Source organism: Pedobacter sp. AC402, assembly GCF_979252805.1.
This window is the reverse complement of sequence record NZ_CEEDAI010000011.1, coordinates 42,634-58,402: the sequence shown is the minus strand read 5'-3', so window position 1 is coordinate 58,402 and position 15,769 is coordinate 42,634. Positions and strand designations below refer to the sequence as shown.

The 15,769-nt window shown below is 38.4% G+C and carries 19 protein-coding genes and 1 pseudogene; 11 read left to right on the top strand and 9 right to left on the bottom strand.

Annotated features, from left to right (window positions below; all coding sequences use genetic code 11):
• Window positions 1-64: 64 nt before the first annotated feature.
• On the top strand, window positions 65-382 hold the full coding sequence (locus tag AC0IWE_RS18885; protein ID WP_029277953.1) for a rhodanese-like domain-containing protein: 318 nt from the start codon (window positions 65-67) through the stop codon (window positions 380-382).
• Here the strand turns inward: AC0IWE_RS18885 and AC0IWE_RS18880 are convergent.
• Window positions 379-540 carry a hypothetical protein gene (locus AC0IWE_RS18880; RefSeq protein WP_471794813.1) on the bottom strand — a complete coding sequence of 54 codons (162 nt, stop codon included), beginning with the start codon at window positions 538-540 and terminating at the stop codon, window positions 379-381. The genes AC0IWE_RS18885 and AC0IWE_RS18880 overlap by 4 nt on opposite strands.
• Here AC0IWE_RS18880 and AC0IWE_RS18875 point away from each other — a divergent pair.
• Entirely contained in the window at window positions 522-719 is a 198-nt protein-coding gene (locus AC0IWE_RS18875; RefSeq protein ID WP_055902719.1) for a DUF6358 family protein, read from the top strand. The two genes, AC0IWE_RS18880 and AC0IWE_RS18875, sit on opposite strands and share 19 nt — an antisense overlap.
• Here the strand turns inward: AC0IWE_RS18875 and AC0IWE_RS18870 are convergent.
• Window positions 697-1,728, bottom strand: coding sequence for a dipeptide epimerase (locus tag AC0IWE_RS18870; RefSeq protein WP_471794294.1), 1,032 nt, complete (start codon window positions 1,726-1,728; stop codon window positions 697-699). The two genes, AC0IWE_RS18875 and AC0IWE_RS18870, sit on opposite strands and share 23 nt — an antisense overlap.
• 77 nt (window positions 1,729-1,805) lie before the next feature.
• On the opposite strand from AC0IWE_RS18870, the gene AC0IWE_RS18865 reads away from it, so the two are divergent.
• Window positions 1,806-2,666: a hypothetical protein gene (locus AC0IWE_RS18865; protein ID WP_471794293.1), complete on the top strand. Its 861-nt coding sequence runs from the start codon at window positions 1,806-1,808 to the stop codon at window positions 2,664-2,666.
• Window positions 2,667-3,379: 713 nt separating this feature from the next.
• Entirely contained in the window at window positions 3,380-4,336 is a 957-nt protein-coding gene (locus AC0IWE_RS18860) for a hypothetical protein (protein ID WP_471794292.1), read from the top strand.
• A gap of 157 nt (window positions 4,337-4,493) precedes the next feature.
• Here the strand turns inward: AC0IWE_RS18860 and AC0IWE_RS18855 are convergent, their stop codons facing one another.
• The 4 genes from AC0IWE_RS18855 to AC0IWE_RS18840 are packed head-to-tail and all read right to left on the bottom strand — an operon-like array spanning window position 4,494 to window position 7,611.
• Entirely contained in the window at window positions 4,494-5,108 is a 615-nt protein-coding gene (locus tag AC0IWE_RS18855; RefSeq protein ID WP_055902711.1) for a rhomboid family intramembrane serine protease, read from the bottom strand.
• 4 nt (window positions 5,109-5,112) lie between these two features.
• A complete protein-coding gene (locus tag AC0IWE_RS18850; protein ID WP_471794291.1) occupies window positions 5,113-5,346 on the bottom strand; it encodes a hypothetical protein in 234 nt (77 codons plus the stop codon).
• A gap of 2 nt (window positions 5,347-5,348) precedes the next feature.
• The gene (locus tag AC0IWE_RS18845) at window positions 5,349-6,851 is read right to left on the bottom strand and encodes a M14 family metallopeptidase (RefSeq protein ID WP_471794290.1); all 1,503 of its coding nucleotides are present in this window, start codon (window positions 6,849-6,851) and stop codon (window positions 5,349-5,351) included.
• Window positions 6,852-6,879: 28 nt separating this feature from the next.
• Window positions 6,880-7,611: a hypothetical protein gene (locus AC0IWE_RS18840; RefSeq protein ID WP_471794289.1), complete on the bottom strand. Its 732-nt coding sequence runs from the start codon at window positions 7,609-7,611 to the stop codon at window positions 6,880-6,882.
• A gap of 59 nt (window positions 7,612-7,670) precedes the next feature.
• Between AC0IWE_RS18840 and pepT the strand changes: the two are divergent.
• Window positions 7,671-8,925: pseudogene (gene pepT / locus AC0IWE_RS18835) on the top strand (peptidase T).
• 69 nt (window positions 8,926-8,994) lie between these two features.
• On the opposite strand, the gene AC0IWE_RS18830 reads toward pepT, so the two are convergent.
• Complete coding sequence (locus AC0IWE_RS18830; RefSeq protein ID WP_471794288.1) at window positions 8,995-9,324, bottom strand: hypothetical protein; 330 nt, start codon at window positions 9,322-9,324, stop codon at window positions 8,995-8,997.
• Window positions 9,325-9,572: 248 nt separating this feature from the next.
• On the opposite strand from AC0IWE_RS18830, the gene AC0IWE_RS18825 reads away from it, so the two are divergent.
• Both AC0IWE_RS18825 and AC0IWE_RS18820 read left to right on the top strand, forming a co-directional pair.
• Window positions 9,573-9,899 (top strand): aldose epimerase family protein, encoded by a 327-nt coding sequence (locus AC0IWE_RS18825; RefSeq protein WP_471794287.1) that lies wholly within the window; start codon window positions 9,573-9,575, stop codon window positions 9,897-9,899.
• Window positions 9,900-10,090: 191 nt separating this feature from the next.
• Complete coding sequence (locus AC0IWE_RS18820) at window positions 10,091-10,351, top strand: hypothetical protein (RefSeq protein WP_471794286.1); 261 nt, start codon at window positions 10,091-10,093, stop codon at window positions 10,349-10,351.
• A gap of 591 nt (window positions 10,352-10,942) precedes the next feature.
• On the opposite strand, the gene AC0IWE_RS18815 is transcribed toward AC0IWE_RS18820, so the two are convergent.
• A complete protein-coding gene (locus AC0IWE_RS18815; protein WP_471794285.1) occupies window positions 10,943-11,509 on the bottom strand; it encodes a Crp/Fnr family transcriptional regulator in 567 nt (188 codons plus the stop codon).
• Between the two features lie 180 nt (window positions 11,510-11,689).
• On the opposite strand from AC0IWE_RS18815, the gene AC0IWE_RS18810 reads away from it, so the two are divergent.
• A complete protein-coding gene (locus tag AC0IWE_RS18810) occupies window positions 11,690-12,352 on the top strand; it encodes a DUF1349 domain-containing protein (protein WP_471794284.1) in 663 nt (220 codons plus the stop codon).
• Window positions 12,353-12,439: 87 nt separating this feature from the next.
• Here AC0IWE_RS18810 and AC0IWE_RS18805 read toward each other — a convergent pair whose 3' ends face one another.
• Window positions 12,440-13,741, bottom strand: a complete 1,302-nt coding sequence (locus AC0IWE_RS18805; RefSeq protein WP_471794283.1) for a leucine-rich repeat-containing protein kinase family protein — start codon at window positions 13,739-13,741, stop codon at window positions 12,440-12,442.
• A 331-nt stretch (window positions 13,742-14,072) separates the two neighbouring features.
• Here AC0IWE_RS18805 and AC0IWE_RS18800 point away from each other — a divergent pair, with 331 nt between their 5' ends.
• From AC0IWE_RS18800 to AC0IWE_RS18790, 3 genes are read left to right on the top strand one after another with little or no spacing between them, the layout of a single operon-like run.
• Complete coding sequence (locus AC0IWE_RS18800) at window positions 14,073-14,753, top strand: Ig-like domain-containing protein (protein WP_471794282.1); 681 nt, start codon at window positions 14,073-14,075, stop codon at window positions 14,751-14,753.
• Window positions 14,726-15,118: a hypothetical protein gene (locus AC0IWE_RS18795; protein WP_471794281.1), complete on the top strand. Its 393-nt coding sequence runs from the start codon at window positions 14,726-14,728 to the stop codon at window positions 15,116-15,118. Before AC0IWE_RS18800 ends, AC0IWE_RS18795 begins: the two co-directional genes overlap by 28 nt.
• On the top strand, window positions 15,072-15,746 hold the full coding sequence (locus AC0IWE_RS18790; protein WP_471794280.1) for a S8 family serine peptidase: 675 nt from the start codon (window positions 15,072-15,074) through the stop codon (window positions 15,744-15,746). The genes AC0IWE_RS18795 and AC0IWE_RS18790 overlap by 47 nt, the downstream gene beginning before the upstream one ends.
• Window positions 15,747-15,769: the final 23 nt, after the last annotated feature.

Here is a 15,769-nt window from a genome sequence, read left to right as displayed (position 1 = left end):
GGCATTTTTTTGATGGGAAGGGTAAAATTGATTTTCCTATATTTGCATAAATACATTTAATAAAATGAAAGAAATATCGGTACAGGAACTAAAAGAGAAAATCGATAATAAAGAAGATTTTCAATTGATTGATGTTCGCGAAACATTTGAATACGAAGTTTCGAACCTTGAAGGGGAGAATATCCCTTTGGGTGGAATTTTAATTGAGGCTGATAAGGTGGCTAAAGATAAACCTGTAATTATTCAGTGCCGTAGTGGAAAAAGAAGTGCGGCAGCTGTAATGCAGTTGGAGCAACAATACGGATTCGACAATCTTTATAATTTAAAAGGTGGTATTTTAGCCTGGCAGGAAGCTTTTGATCCAAGCATGCCAGTTTATTAAGGATAACCAATAAACAAATTCCAATTATCAAACTTTTGCAAATCGCGAATTAAACCTTTGTTTTTTGCTATACTGGTTTGATAATTGGTTATTGCTACCTGCTCATTATTAATTCTTTTATAATATAAACCTTCCAGTTGTGGGTAAAAAATTTGCATTAAATATCTTTTATAATTTAGCCATAATCCTTTCTATTTTCGGATTGGTTTGGTGTTACAATAACCATAAATATCTTCCTGCCGGATTTTTAGTGGGGGTTACCTGTTGCCTGTTTTACTTCAAGTATCAGCTTACCAAAGACATCAGAAAAAGCTTTAAGGAAAAAGATCAGAAGTAATACCCTCCAGGCCTAAACCAGGCAGATCATTTAAAATATACCTGCCGTTTTCAAAAGCCGGATCTGTAAAAGGATTATTTTTGGTCAGCCAAGGCCCGTCCAAATCAGCCCAGTTGCATATTGGGGCCAAAGCGGCTGCAGCTAACGTAGCACAACTGGTTTCGCTCATACAGCCGATCAGCACCTTCATCCCAAAAGATCGTGCCTTCAAAATCATTTGATGGCCTTCGTACATGCCGCAGCTTTTCATCAGTTTAACATTTATGCCATGGTAGGCCCCTTTTAGTTTATCCATATCGGCCAAACGCTGTACCGCTTCATCGGCTAACAGAGGGATCGGGCTACGTTCGGTTAACCAGGCATTTCCATCAAGGTTGTTTTTATCCATCGGTTGCTCAATTAGTACCACACCCTGTTGATGTAACCAATAAATTAAGTCTATAGCTTTAATTTTATCCGCCCATCCCTGGTTTGCATCTACATACAAGGGCACATTGGTCATGCTACGGATGGTGTTGATAATTTCCTGATCGTTATCCCTTCCCAATTTAACCTTGATAACTTTAAAGGCTTCAGCATCTTTCAGTTTTTCGCGGATTACCTCCGGAGTATCAATCCCGATGGTATAAGAAGTTACCGGCATTTTAGCTGGTTCAGCGCCATAAATTTGGTAACAGGGTTTGTTAAAAAGTTTCCCCTGGATATCATTAAGGGCGATATCCATGGCGGCTTTAATTGCTGGCTGACCAGGTGCAAGGCTATCCAGGTAGGCAATAATTTCTTCAAAATTGAAAGGGAACCGGATGTTATTCCAATCTACAAGGCTTAGAAAGGCCGCAGCACTTTCATAACTTTCGCCCATATAAGGCACCATGGAGGCTTCTCCATAACCTGTTACACCCTCGTGTTCTACCTTTAGTAACATTAAAGGTGTACTGGTTCGGGTAAATTTCGATATCGAAAAAGGATGTTTTAATTCTAATTCAAATTGCTTGCAACTAATCTTCATTATCAATCGTCTTCTAAATAAATAGGGCAATTATCGTTTGGGAAATTATCTTTGTTATTAACGCAACTACCACTGCCATGAAAAACAATTCAAGATTACGGTATTTAATTTATTTATCCTTAATAATTATTGGAGGATGTACCACAGGAAAAAAAGCCCTGCAAAAGGGTGATTATGATGCTTCTGTTGCAAAAGCGGTGAGCAGGCTACAAAACTCGCCAAAAAACAGCGAAGCCAGGGAGGTATTAAAATCGGCATACGATTTAGCCCTGCAGGATCATTTAAGGAAAATTGAAGAAGCAAAAATGTCAAACGATCTCTTCAGATGGGAATCGGTAATGTATGATTATCAAAAAATCAATCAATTGGCTGATGACATTAATAGTTGCCCGGCTTGCTTAACCATAGTTCCAAGTCCTTCAAAGTACCTTAACGAGCTTGCCGATAGTAAATATAATGCCGCAGCAGCACGATATAATTCCGGTTTAGGTTATTTGAGGGAAAATAATCGCCAGGCGGCTAAAAAGGCATATTACGAATTTGAGAAAACACAAAACCTACAGGCGGATTACAAGGATGCCAAAACCAAAATGGAAGATGCCTATTGGGCAGCTGTTGCCAGGGTAGTAGTGCAGCCGATTATTGTAAACAGCGGTATGTATAAGTTAAGTGCCGATTATTTTCAGCAACAGATTGATCAGTTTATTGGAAGTTACGCCAAGAATAAGTTTGTAATATTTTATGGCGAAACACAGGCCACTGAGCAGAAAATTGTTCCCGATCAGGTATTGAGTTTAAATTTTGATGATTTTGTGGTGGGGCAAACCTATGTTAAAGAAAGGGTTGAGAAGCTAAAACGTGATAGTGTGGTAATTGGTGAAACCCGCGATAAAAAAGCCGGTTTACGGCACTGTAAAAGCCACATTAAGCATTTTTGAAAAAAATATATCGTCTTCGGGTTTGTTGGATATGAAGCATAACCGATTGGAAAACGAGGAAACTTGTACGCCAACAGAAATTTCCGGGAACATATATTTGGAAAGACAGCTGGGCAAGCTATAAAGGAGACGACAGGGCATTAAGTAAACAACAACTGGCCATTACCAGGAGAAAAGAAATACTGCCTCCACCACCAAGTGCCTTGTTTTTAGAATTTACAAAGCCGATTTACAGCCAGTTGGTTGATGATATTAGTTATTATTATAATAATTATTAGCATTGCGTTCTTTTCAAAGAGACCAAAAATTGGTCAACCTGGGCTTGTCGAAGGACTTTCTTAAATATGCTTTAAGGTGTTTCGATAGGCTAACATTAACAGATCTGTTAAGAAAGGTTGTCATTGCACGGAGGAACGACAAAGCAATCTTTAATGCTAATGATTCTTGCCATAAAGATTGCTTCCTCGGCTGAAAAAGCCTTCTTGCAATGAAGATAACCTGAGGAGATTAATCTTTTAAGTGCTTCTGTTACTTATTTTGATTTTTATACGATAAATTAACCCTCAGGATGACAAATTTAAAGCGAAGTTTTCTCATTAAATAACAACGAAATGGAACTCGCTATATTCCTTGGCTAAAGCGAGCCTTGAAAATTGGTTCTGTTGTAATCCTTTCGTTAAAATGTATTATCGGTACAAGGCCCTAAAAATATAATGGCTAATATTGTACCGATGAATACCGGCTTATACAATCCTTTCCAAAACTTCGATTTTTTATATAAAATCTGCTTTTTAAGTGGCAAAACGTTCAATTCGCCTGTTTTGCAGGTTCCGTTAATCCCTAAATGGCTGTTGGAGCAAGCTGGTTTAAGTGGCGAAGAGCAGATCCAGTTTTTGGATGAAAGTATCCGTTCGTACAACACTTTGGTTATTCCGGTAAACAGCGAGGTTAATGAACAGTTTTTAACGCCGTTGGAAGATAAGATTGAAGCTGCGTTTGCAAAAGGCTATGATGCGGTATCCGCATTGCCAGAACTTGATCTTTTTAATTGGATCGGCAAGTTTTTATATGGTTTTGTATATATCGAAATGCACTCTGCTTTGCGCAAAGAGATGACTGCCGATGGATTGAATATGTCGCAATCATTAATGATGAAATTTGCCAACCTCAATTTCATGATGCAGAACCTGTATACCAGTCTGGAATTTGAAGATTTTTCACCATGGTCTATCACGGTAGTGAAATTAGAAAACGGAGAAACGCCATTCAGTTTCCGCGATGAGATAAATACATTGACTTTCTCATTGAAAATGAAAGATTTTGGCATTATTGCCTGTTTACAGGATAACGGAACCAATAAACGTTACCATCAGGATATTATTAATGAAATAGCGGGTAAAGCATTAACGGCCGAGCAATTTGAAGAACTTAGTGCGCGTTTTTATTACTCGGCTTATCTTTTTAACCGTTTACCCGAATATACTTTTATGCCTGTTGAGGGTACCACTTACATCGAAGCAATGCCATTACGCGGAAACATGACCAAACCGCTTTTTGATGTATGGCAACATAAAATATATGCGCAGGTGCTGGAGAATTTCTGGAAACCATGGGGTTATGTGGTGTTCGAAATTATTAAAAATCCTGATGAGCTCGATGAGTTTCTTTGAGAATCCTTTTTTACCTGCTGCGGGCTAATCAATTCAGGGCCTATTAATATGAAACATCCTGAAATAAATTCAGCTTGACCGTCGCGTGCGGAGAAATCCATCATATATCGCAAAGGATTCCCGTTTTCAGGGGAATGACGATTCTTCCTAAAGGATATTATCTTCCTCCTGTTAACATCGCAATAAAATTTTGCAAAATACCCGGAACGAATATAATGGTGAAAATCAATCCCGTTAAGGCACCAAAAAAGTGTGCATCGTGGTTGATGTGATCTCTTGAGTTGCGGGATGCATAAGCACAATAAATTAGATATAAAATTCCAAAAACTACAGCAGGGATTCCAATCGGAATAAACATGATATAAATTTTAGACATCGGATTAAATAAGATATAACTAAAAAGCACTGCACTGATTGCCCCTGAAGCACCCAGACTATTATAGTTGAAATTATCTTTATGTTTAATTACAGTAGGTAAATCACTTAATATTAATCCCAAGAAGTACAATAAACCAAATTGCCAGCTCCCCATTAAGCGCTCTAGCGTAAAAGCAAAAGCATAAAAGGTAAACATATTAAAAAACAGGTGCATCCAATCGGCATGTACCAAGCCGCTGGTGATTAAAGTATACACATTTTGTCCTTTTGATACCGTGTAGGGATGCAGCATAAACTTTCCATAGATTGAATGGTCGTAGAAAGCGTACAGGCTTGTAATAATGGTAAAAACAAAAATTACCGAGGCAACGGGTGCAATATTAAAGTATTCCATTGGGTTATTTTAAATCAAGTTTTAAAGCTGTAACCAAACGGGCTACCGGGTATCTATTGTGTGTTTTTTCGTAATAATCAGAATTTTTATACACAAAGTCAAGTTGTGCGGCACCGTTCTTTGCAAATTCGGGATCTGAAGCTTTTTTTGCTTCCAGCTTATTTTTTAAATCCGGATTGTTTTTAAGCAGTTCCGTTGCCGTATCTTCAAAAACATAAGCAGAATAATGTTCTTTCATATCTAAAACAGAATCGAAAAAGTTCCAGTTAAAAAATGAATCAGTGGCGGTGGTTCCAATGTTTCTACAATATAACGGTTACTGGGTTGATTAACGTACACTACAAAATCGCCGGTGTAGTATTGCAGGTTTTGTAGCACAGGGTTAACCTTTACTCCTGAATGAAGGTAATGCCCTTCGTAAGGCCTTGTTCCGGTTTTAAAATCGCCGATATAATAACTTTCCACAGCAATTTTCTGATCTGCTTTCAGCTCCTGCACCTTAACATTGTTCAGTTTTAGCAAAGCAATTACACGGTCCCATGCTTTTGGTATAATATAGGCAACAGGCTTTTGTACAACAATGGCGGGTTCAAACTTATTCCATTCTTTAATGGTTTTGGTGTAAGGTTTGTTGCGGTCGTAAAATAAACGGTCGGCACCACTTATAGTGCTTGGCTTCTGCCCCGCCTCAAAGCCTTTAAAAGTAAGGTCGTTTACTTCGCTTTTGTTCAACTTCCAATCTAAAGGAAATTCTTTTTGTGTACTGACTATTTCATCTGCCTTGCGTTTATTTTCGCCGATAATTTTGGCATCGCGTGCTATTATCCCAATATAATTTTGCAATAATTTATAGGTGGCATCCACACGTAAATCATATGATTTTAACATATGCGTTTCAGGCATAAAACCAATGGTATTGTGCAGGGTTGTATATCCTGTTGAATAACGTGGCGGGTCAATAAATCCTGTTATTCCCGTTTCCGGGGTTTCTCCGATCGAATTTACATAAGGGATCATCGGGTAGCCCATTTTCTCCATCCCTTTGTAAAGATCTGGCAACAAAGTTTGCGTTAAATATCCGGAAAGTATTGGGTTCAGCTTATCTTTCTGGGTAGGAATAAGCGTCATAACGTATTGGTAATCTGCGCCATTGCTGGTATGGGTATCTACAAAAATTTCGGGCTGCCAGATATTAAAAATGAGTTGAAAAGCCGCTGAGTTTTTTGAATCAGTTTTAATGAAATCGCGGTTTAAGTCTAGATTTTTACTGTTCCCCCTAAAGCCATAAGCAATGGGGCCATTTTGGTTTGCTCTAGAAGTGCCACTTCTGTTAAAACTGCCATCAATATTATAGAGTGGAACAATACAGATGACCACGTCTTTTGGAAGTTTTTTTCCCTTTAGCAGGTCGCGGGCCAGCATCATTGATGCATCTATGCCTTCGGGGTCTCCGGGGTGGATTCCGTTATTGATCAATAAAACTCTTTTATTGCTTTTTTTAATCGCTGATGGGTCAAAAACCTGATCATGTGATAACACCAATAAATGCAATGGTTTGCAAAAGTCGGTATTGCCATAGGTAAGGAGCCGGGCCTCAGGATAAGTTTTAGCCAGATTTTCGTAGTAAGCTATCGCTGCATGATAAGTTGTGGTTTCGGTTTTACCACTTAATTCGAAAGGGGTTTTCTGTGCAGTTGCTTTTAGTCGCATAGCGAGCAAACAAAACACGAAGAATTTTCTCATGCTTTAAATCTAAGAAATGAAATGCTTATTAAAGCGTTTTATGGTAAACTTTAATCTTTCCGAACATGTACTTAAAGCCGATGGTATAGCTATTGTAAACATCCGGAGAATAGTTTTTAAACTTGGTGCTCGAATCGTTATAACCATCCAAACCTTCTCCGAATGTAAAGTTAGATTGCGCATTGATATTGATGATGTACCGCATATAGCCATAACCATCATTGATATAATAATTAAAACCGAAGTTTAAAGGCACCAAAAGGTTCAGGCTTTTATTTTCTCCCGGAAAGGGGCCATAACCTGGTTCGTAAGCTGCCCAAAGTGGTTTATAACGCACAATATCGGTAATGTTATTGTTAACAACACCTATACCTACGCCAGCATACAAGCCTCTGATGTTGTACAGAAATTCACTTTTATCGTAATCTACAACTTCGCCAAGCATCAATTTTACATTCGCTGAAATTGCTGAGTACTGATTTACAAACTGGCGGTTATGCAGATCGGTTTGAACATTTCCTCCCTGAACCCTTCCTATCTGTCCTTCCAAACCTATGGTTACAAAAGGTGTAATATGATAATCGAAAACACCGTAAGCAGTGTAACCAATGCTTCCTTTATATACATCTGTATATGATTTGTTTACGCCTCCTCCAAAGCCATACGACATTTTAAAATAATTGGATTGGGCAAAAGAAAAACTTCCTGTAAAAACAAGCAAAAGGGATATATATGTAGCTCTCAGCAAATTTAAAATCATATTGTTTTTTTACAAAAATAATATGTTTATCGAATATCTATAACTTTTACCTTTGAATTATGAGCACTTACACCAACTTTAACAAATCTTTAGAACAAAGATTTATAAAATATGCAAAAATTGATACCCAATCGGATCCAGATTCTTCTACTTGCCCATCAACTGAAAAGCAAAAGGACCTGGCAAGGGAATTGGTTCAGGAATTACTGGAAATTGGGCTAAATGATGCAAAAATGGATGTTAACGGGTATGTTTATGCCACCATTCCTTCAAACTCGACCAAAACATTGCCTGTAATATTCTTTTGTTCGCACATGGATACCTCTCCCGATTGTAGTGGTGAAAACGTGAAGCCGATTATCCATGACAAGTATCAAGGGCAAGACCTCATATTGCCTGATGATAATAAAATAGTAATAAAATTATCAGCGCACAAAGATCTAAAATCCCAAATTGGGAATGATATCATTACTGCAAGCGGTACAACGCTACTGGGGGCCGATAACAAGGCTGGTTTGGCAGAAATTATGGAAGCAGCTGCTTTTTTGATGAAAAACCCTGATATAAAACATGGAACAATTAAAATTCTTTTTTACCCCTGATGAGGAAATAGGAAGAGGTGTAGACAAAGTGGATTTAAAAAAACTGGGTGCCGATTTTGGCTATACCATTGATGGAGAAACATTGGGTTCAATTGAAGATGAAACTTTTTCTGCGGATGGTGCTACCCTTAAAATTTATGGCGTGAGTACCCACCCTGGCTTTGCAAAAGGAAAAATGGAGAGTGCGATAAAGATTTTGGCCGAAGTTTTAGATTCATTACCGAAAGATGCTTTAACTCCAGAAGCTACAGCACAAAAAGAAGGTTTTATTCATCCGGTAAGCATTAGCGGACAAGTGGAGGAAGCCGAAGCACAATTTATAATCAGAGATTTTACCGACGAAAAACTTGCTGCACACGGTCTGTTTTTGGAAGAAACAGTAAAAAAAGTAATTGCTAAATATCCAAACTCCAGCTATAGCTTGGCAATTAAAGCACAATACCGCAATATGAAACAAATATTGGATCAACATCCTAAAATTGTTCAATACGGAATAGAAGCGATAGAACGGGCTGGCGTAACTGCTAAACAGCAGAGCATCCGCGGGGGTACCGATGGATCGCGACTTTCTTTTATGGGCTTACCTTGTCCTAATATTTTTGCAGGTGAGCATGCTTTTCATAGTAAACAGGAATGGGTAAGCGTACAGGATATGGAAAAGGCGGTTCAAACGATTATAAATATTGCCTGTATTTGGGAAGAGCGCGGGTAGTGATAGCAGTTTGGGCTTGGCTGTTTTGACTTTGGAGCTGTATCCAAGGGAAAACGCCCAACTCCAAACTTAATAGAAGGCTTGCCCGATATCCAGTCTGTTTAATTTTCCTTCTTTATTGAACTGAAATTTAAAGCAGGTTTTGAAATCACCCCATTGGTCGGAATGAAAGTTGCCATACACATCCATGCCATTGTTTTCAACTTTATCTATATTGGTAAAACGCTCATGGCCCAATGCTTTTTTAAAGAAATTGTTAAATTTCATCTGGTTTCCATCATCAAAAAAGGCAATATCTGAGGCAAACAAAGGAAACCAGGTTTTTTCATCTCCTTTTTGTAGCGCAGTTATAGCGGCTTTCACTTTTGTGTTCGATAATTTTGATAAATCTATCGCCATGGTTTTCTGATTTTTAGCGGTTTAATGCGCTTGATAATATAAATAAAGAAGCTATTAAGCTTTTTTGAGCTTAAAATTTAGCTAGAAGCTGCTGCATACATCATAAACAGCGCAAGAACGATACTTGCTTTTTAAAATTTTAATGGCCATTGTTGAAGATTTTTATCGTGGACTATATTTTAAGGTGATCATCAAAATTAATAAAAAAGATGTTTTTAAAGTACATCTTTTTGTTAATTTAGGGGGCAATGATAACTCTCGAAAACGATTATATAAAAGTTAGCCTGGCGGCTAAAGGTGCAGAACTTCAAGGTCTATTTAGCAAGGAAACCAATCTGGAATATTTATGGAATGCCAATCCAAAATTTTGGGCAAAGCATAGCCCGGTTTTATTCCCGATAGTGGGCTCATTAAAAAATAACAATTTCAGTTATCAAGGCAAGCATTATGAGTTGCCACGGCACGGTTTCGCCCGAGATCATGTTTTCAACATCGAAAAAACGAGTGAAACTGAAGCCACTTTTACCTTAACCCAAAATGAAGATACCTTTAAAAGTGTATCCTTTTTATTTTGAGTTGAAACTTAAATACCGTTTGATTGATCGGAAACTGAATTTAACATACGAGGTAATCAATACCGGAACAGAATCCCTTTTATTTTGCCATAGGCGCACACCCTGCATTTGCGGTTCCTAATACGCCAAATACCGTTTACGAGGATTATTATCTTGCTTTCAACGCCGATGAGAAATTAACTTATTGGAAGTTGGAAGATGGTTTGGTGGCAAATGAAACCCAGGATATTGAACTTGGCAGTCATAGGTTAAACCTTACACATGATCTGTTTTACAATGATGCACTGGTTTTTAAAACCCTGCAAAGTAATTGCATCAGTTTGCTGAATACCAAAAATGATTATGGACTGCATTTTCATTTTGAAGATTTTCCTTTCTTTGGCATTTGGGCCGCTACTGATGCTCCTTTTTGTTTGTTTAGAACCTTGGTGCGGCGTTGCGGATGGCGTTAACCACAACCAGGAATTAACAGATAAAGAAGGCATTGTTAAGCTTGGAGCACTCGAAAGTTGGTCGCGTTTTTGGGAAGTAGAGTGTTTTTAGGCTGATCTTTTGTACTTATCAGCTTTATTTACTCAGGCATTTTCTTGTGGAAAATAGGGTTAGCTTTGTAGGGATTTTACTGCCACATCAGGGTATTTTTACCTTTTAATTTGTTGTTAATGCGTTGATAACTATATTTATAACGTTAAAATTAAATCAACGGGACGATTTAGATTAAACACAAGGCCTTTCTGCAATGGAAGGCTTTTTTAATAAAAAAAACACGCTCTTAAGAAGAACGTGTTTCATTGAACTTTAAAATTATCATTGGGACGATTGAGAAGTAATTCAAATGAACTGTTTAATACCCTGATACAAATATGAAAAAGATAGCCGAAAAGTTTCCGTTCAGTTTTATTCATCTGTAAAATAGTACATTAGCTACATATGTGATAAAAATGAATAGCTGCTTCCCCTGTTATTTTATCAGCCACTTTGTTTTAATTCCGTCTCAAGATTCCAGGTCATAAATCAATTTAAGAAGCACTAAGCATTGTTGATCAGACTGATAATCTGCTCAAAGTTTCTCTGGTAACGCCCAAATAGGAGGCAATAAGGGTTTTAGAAATTCTTTTTTGTAAAGTTGGGTATTGGTTGCGCCATTGTTTGTAGCGCTCGCCCGCATTATTGCTCAACAGCGCGAGCACCCGCTTTTGCAAGGCCATATTGCCGGTGGTGTATTTTTTCCTGAAAAAGTATTCCATTTTTCTCGAGGAGGCACATAACTTCTCCTTGTTGTCGAATGAGATAGAAAGCGTTTCTGTGTCTTCGATGCAATCTACATTTAGTGTTGCTGGCGTTCCGGTATTAAAAGCATTAGGATCTGAAAACCACCATTCTTCCATGGCCAATTGTAAAATATATTCTTTGCCTTCGTGGTCGGTATAAGAAGATTTTACAATTCCTTTCACCACAAAATGTTCACAGCTGTTTACTTCACCTGCCTGAATAATATATTGGTGCTTTTTATATTTCCGCCTGGTGAAAAAAGATTCGGCATGTGCAAATTCCTCATCTGTTAAACAAACGATCTGATCAATATGCGCCCTTAAAAAATTTGTTTCCATGTTTCCGTACAACAAAACAAATGTAATATTTCTTGCAGATTTATATACTCCCTGTATCTGATCAGCCGGCTATGCGTGATAATGGTCACAATAAAATAGTGATGTATGTCCTTTGTGAAAATTACAACTTGCTTTAGGTTTGCAAAACACAAACACACAAAATCAATCACAAACACACAAATGAAACTTAAATTATTAGCCGCAATCTGCGTATTATTCTCCTTAAATATACAAAAATCAGCAGCACAAAGCCTTGCCAAAATGAACTGGTTTAATGAACCTGAGAAGTGGGAAATAAAGGATAAAAACACTTTCAGCATGTTTGTTCCGGCCAAAACAGATTATTGGCGCATTTCACATTATGGTTTTACTGTTGATGATGCTCCTTTTTATTATGCTACCTATGGTGGTGAATTTGAGGTAAAGGTAAAAATTACCGGTAGTTATGTAACCACCTTCGATCAAATGGGCATTATGCTGCGCATCAATGAGGAAGAATGGATAAAAGCTGGTGTAGAATTTGTAAATGGAAAACAAAATGTGAGTGCTGTGGTTACGCACAAAACCAGCGACTGGAGCGTAGTAGAGCTACCGCAGGCGCCTACATCTATATGGATGAAAGCGGTTAGAAAGCTCGATGCCGTAGAGATTTTTTATTCGTTGGATGATAAAAAATATACCATGCTCCGTACCTGCTATTTTAAAGATAATGCGCCGGTAATGGTTGGCCTTGTGGCTGCCTGCCCGGATGGAAAAGGTTTTAACGCCACATTTGAAAATTTTAAGGTAACCCCTACACCTGACCAGCGAAGATTAGATTGGGCAAAAAAACAGCAGAATTAAGATCAATCAACTTAGTTTATGGTCATCATGAGCTTGTTGAAGTACATAAAAGTTTTTCGACAAGCTCAGACTAACAACTTATTGGCACTAAATCTTTGCCAGTGCGTTAACTATATCTTCAAAACCTGGCCGGTTTGATGGCAATAAGTCTAAACAGGCATCTTTTATAACTGTAAGATCGGCTAATACTTTTTTGTTTGCAGTATCCTTAGCTAAACATAACAGGTCATCAAGCAGGTAACCATAAGCACTTACCTCGATCCTTTCAAGCAGGAAAGCGGTTTCATTAGCTGTTCTATCGTAAAAACTTGCTGCGCCAAAATCGCCAAACAAGGTGCTGCCCTGCTCATCAATCAGGATATTGTGTGCATATAGGTCGCCATGCATTATGCCTGCTCCATGTAATTGTGCAGCTAATGAGGCAATGGTTTTGGCAATGCTTAACAGCTGCTGTTCTGTCAATTGCATCCCGGCCGGGAAAACATCTCTTGTACAGCTTTCGAGGCTCGGTGGATTGCCCAGGTTGTAAAAATGATGAGGAATAAGATCCATCACCAAGCCTTTCTTATCTTCAGGATGGTGTGCAATCTGCCCGATCAGGTTAACAAGGCCCGGATGGTATCCGGCAGCAATATATGCGGTCATTTCATCCTCTGGTAATCCATCACTGGTTACACTGCCCTTAAAAATTTTAACAGCCACTTCACTCGTTTTATCACCAATGGTTCTGCTCGCTTTTGAGATAATGCCAGATGCACCTTCACCTAACAAATGACTGATTTCTAAATCATGCCAATTGATCAATGAAAGTGTTTCAACAGCTGGGGTTTTACTAAAATTATTGCCAGAAAAAGCTATCCAAGATAGTTTCGGCATTGCGCTTATCCATTTTGGTAATTCATGAAGTTTATTTGCTGCTATCCTAAGTAAACCCAGGTTTTTGCAATTGGCCAATTCTTCGGGCAATGTTGCTAAACGGTTTCCAGATAACATCAGTTTTTGCATGCGTGTACAAAGCCCAATATCTTTTGGTAGATCGGCGATATTATTATTGGTTAAAATCAACCAGCGCAAATTTGGATTAATGGATTTTGCAGGCACAGTTTTAATCTGATTGGATTTAAAACCCGCAATATCCAACAAAGGGCAATCGGCAAGTACTTCCGGTAAAACGGTAAAAAGGTTTTCAGAGCAGAAAAAAATCCTCAACTTTTTTAACCGGCCAAAATCTGCAGGTAGTGTACTCAGCTTATTAAAAGAAAGATCGAGCACTTCGAGTGTATCGGCGAGCTCAAATATTTCCTGCGGAAAATCCTTAAGGTTTTCCGAAAGTTTCAAAGATACTGTTCCTTTAAGTTTACCGCTTTGTAGCGCCAACAGGGTTTGCATAGGTATAAGGTTTAATAATTTGGAACGAAGATAGGCTATATGACTCATTTTAATAAAGATCGGCTGTAAATTGATGGTGTTTTCTACCGCTATAGGGAAGTTTTGCATTTTGCATGAGGCGGTAGGTGTGGATGGATGGATTAGCGTGCAGGTTGAATACTTGGGTTGATAAATATAATGTGTGTTATATTACTATATAAGTAGTTTTTTTATTTATGTATGTCTGCAATCCGCACAATTACCTTATACTTGTAAAATTTATGAAGAAGAATGTAGCTTTAAAAGTGAGTTTCTTTTTCTGTAGAAGATATTATTATTTTTAAAGTTCGTCATGAATTTATACGCCCATCGCCTTTATCTCATCCCTTTTTTATTCTGCTTTTTATTTTCTGCCTGTAAAAAATCAGAAGTGCCAGAAACCCCTGTCATCCCTGCTACTACAATATCGATAGAGCCAGGTGAGGTAAAACTCGCAAACGATAGTTTTTTTGGTGCCAGGTTAACCGTAAAAATTCAAAATTTACTTTCTGGCGAGTCTGATTCAGTTGTTTGGAGTTCTGAGAACCCAAGGATTGCCAGGGTAACGGATGAAGGTGTCGTTTGGGCCGATGCCGCTGGAGAAACCTATGTTTTAGCTACATTGGTTAATGGAAAAGGCGTAGCCAAATGCAAGGTTGTGGTTACCGACGGCAACGACTATAAATTTCGTTTGGTGCTCAAGGACAAAGGACAATCGAATTTATCGATCAATAATCCAGAATCATTTCTTTCTCCAAAAGCAATTGAACGGAGACGTAAGAGAAACATCCCAATCGATGCTTCAGACTTACCAATTTCTCCCGAATACCTAAAAGCAATACAACAGGTGGGCGGCACTATTGTAGCTAAAAGTAAATGGCTGAACACTGTAAGTGTAAATTGTACAGATGAATTCTTAATCGACAAATACAAAGCGCTGCCCTTTGTAAAAGAGGTAATTCTGGTGTGGGAAGGAAGAAGAGAAAAGAAGTAACAACCGCCTCTAAGTATGTAGATGTGCCACAAATTGGTGCTAACCGTACTCCAGGCGCATCATTAAATTATGGCTCAGCATTAACCAATATTAATATTAATAATGGCCAGGCATTACATAATAAAGGTTTTAGAGGGGAAGGAATTGATATTGCGGTGATCGATGCCGGCTTTATTAACTTCAAAACTAACCCTGCTTTAAAAAATGTAAATGTAAAAGGGGCAAAGTCTTTTGTGTACGAAAATGATAATCCTTATAGTGTAGACAGTCATGGCATTTGGGTAACCTCATGCATGGCCACCAACCAGCCGGGCAACTATGTGGGTACTAGCTCCGGAAGCAAATTACTGGTTGCTGCGCAGTGAAGATGAGTCTACCGAATATCCTATCGAAGAAGATTATTGGGTAAATGCTATTGAATATGCCGATAGTGTTGGGGTAGATATTGTTAACTCATCTCTTTCTTATTCTACAGGTTTTTATTACCCATATACGCGATATAAGTTTGAAGATATGGATGGGAAAACGGCTTTAGCAACACGTGGTGCTAATGTAGCAGCTAGTAAAGGCATTTTTATTGTTAACTGTGCCGGGAATGAAAACACTTGGGTAGGTACCCCTGCCGATTCCCCTCACGTACTTACATTAGGGGCTATTTACAGCAACCTGAACATAAGTGCCTTTAGTTCTTGGGGCGTCACGGTAGATGGCAGGATGAAGCCTGATGTAGTAGCTTTAGGTGGTACTGCAAGTGTAATTAATGAGAGTGGGAACAGTGAAACACGTAGTGGAACCTCGTACGCCAGTCCGATTATGTGTGGCTTGGCCGCCTGTTTATGGCAAGCATACCCTAAACTTACCAATGAGGAGCTTATGGAGGTTATTAGAAAGTCTGCCAACCGTGCTGGAAAACCGGAAATTCCATTCGGATATGGAATTGCTGATATGCAGAAAGCGATGGACCTAAGTAAAAAAATCACTGCATCAAGATAGGTTTGTTCGAGAGAACGAGAGCG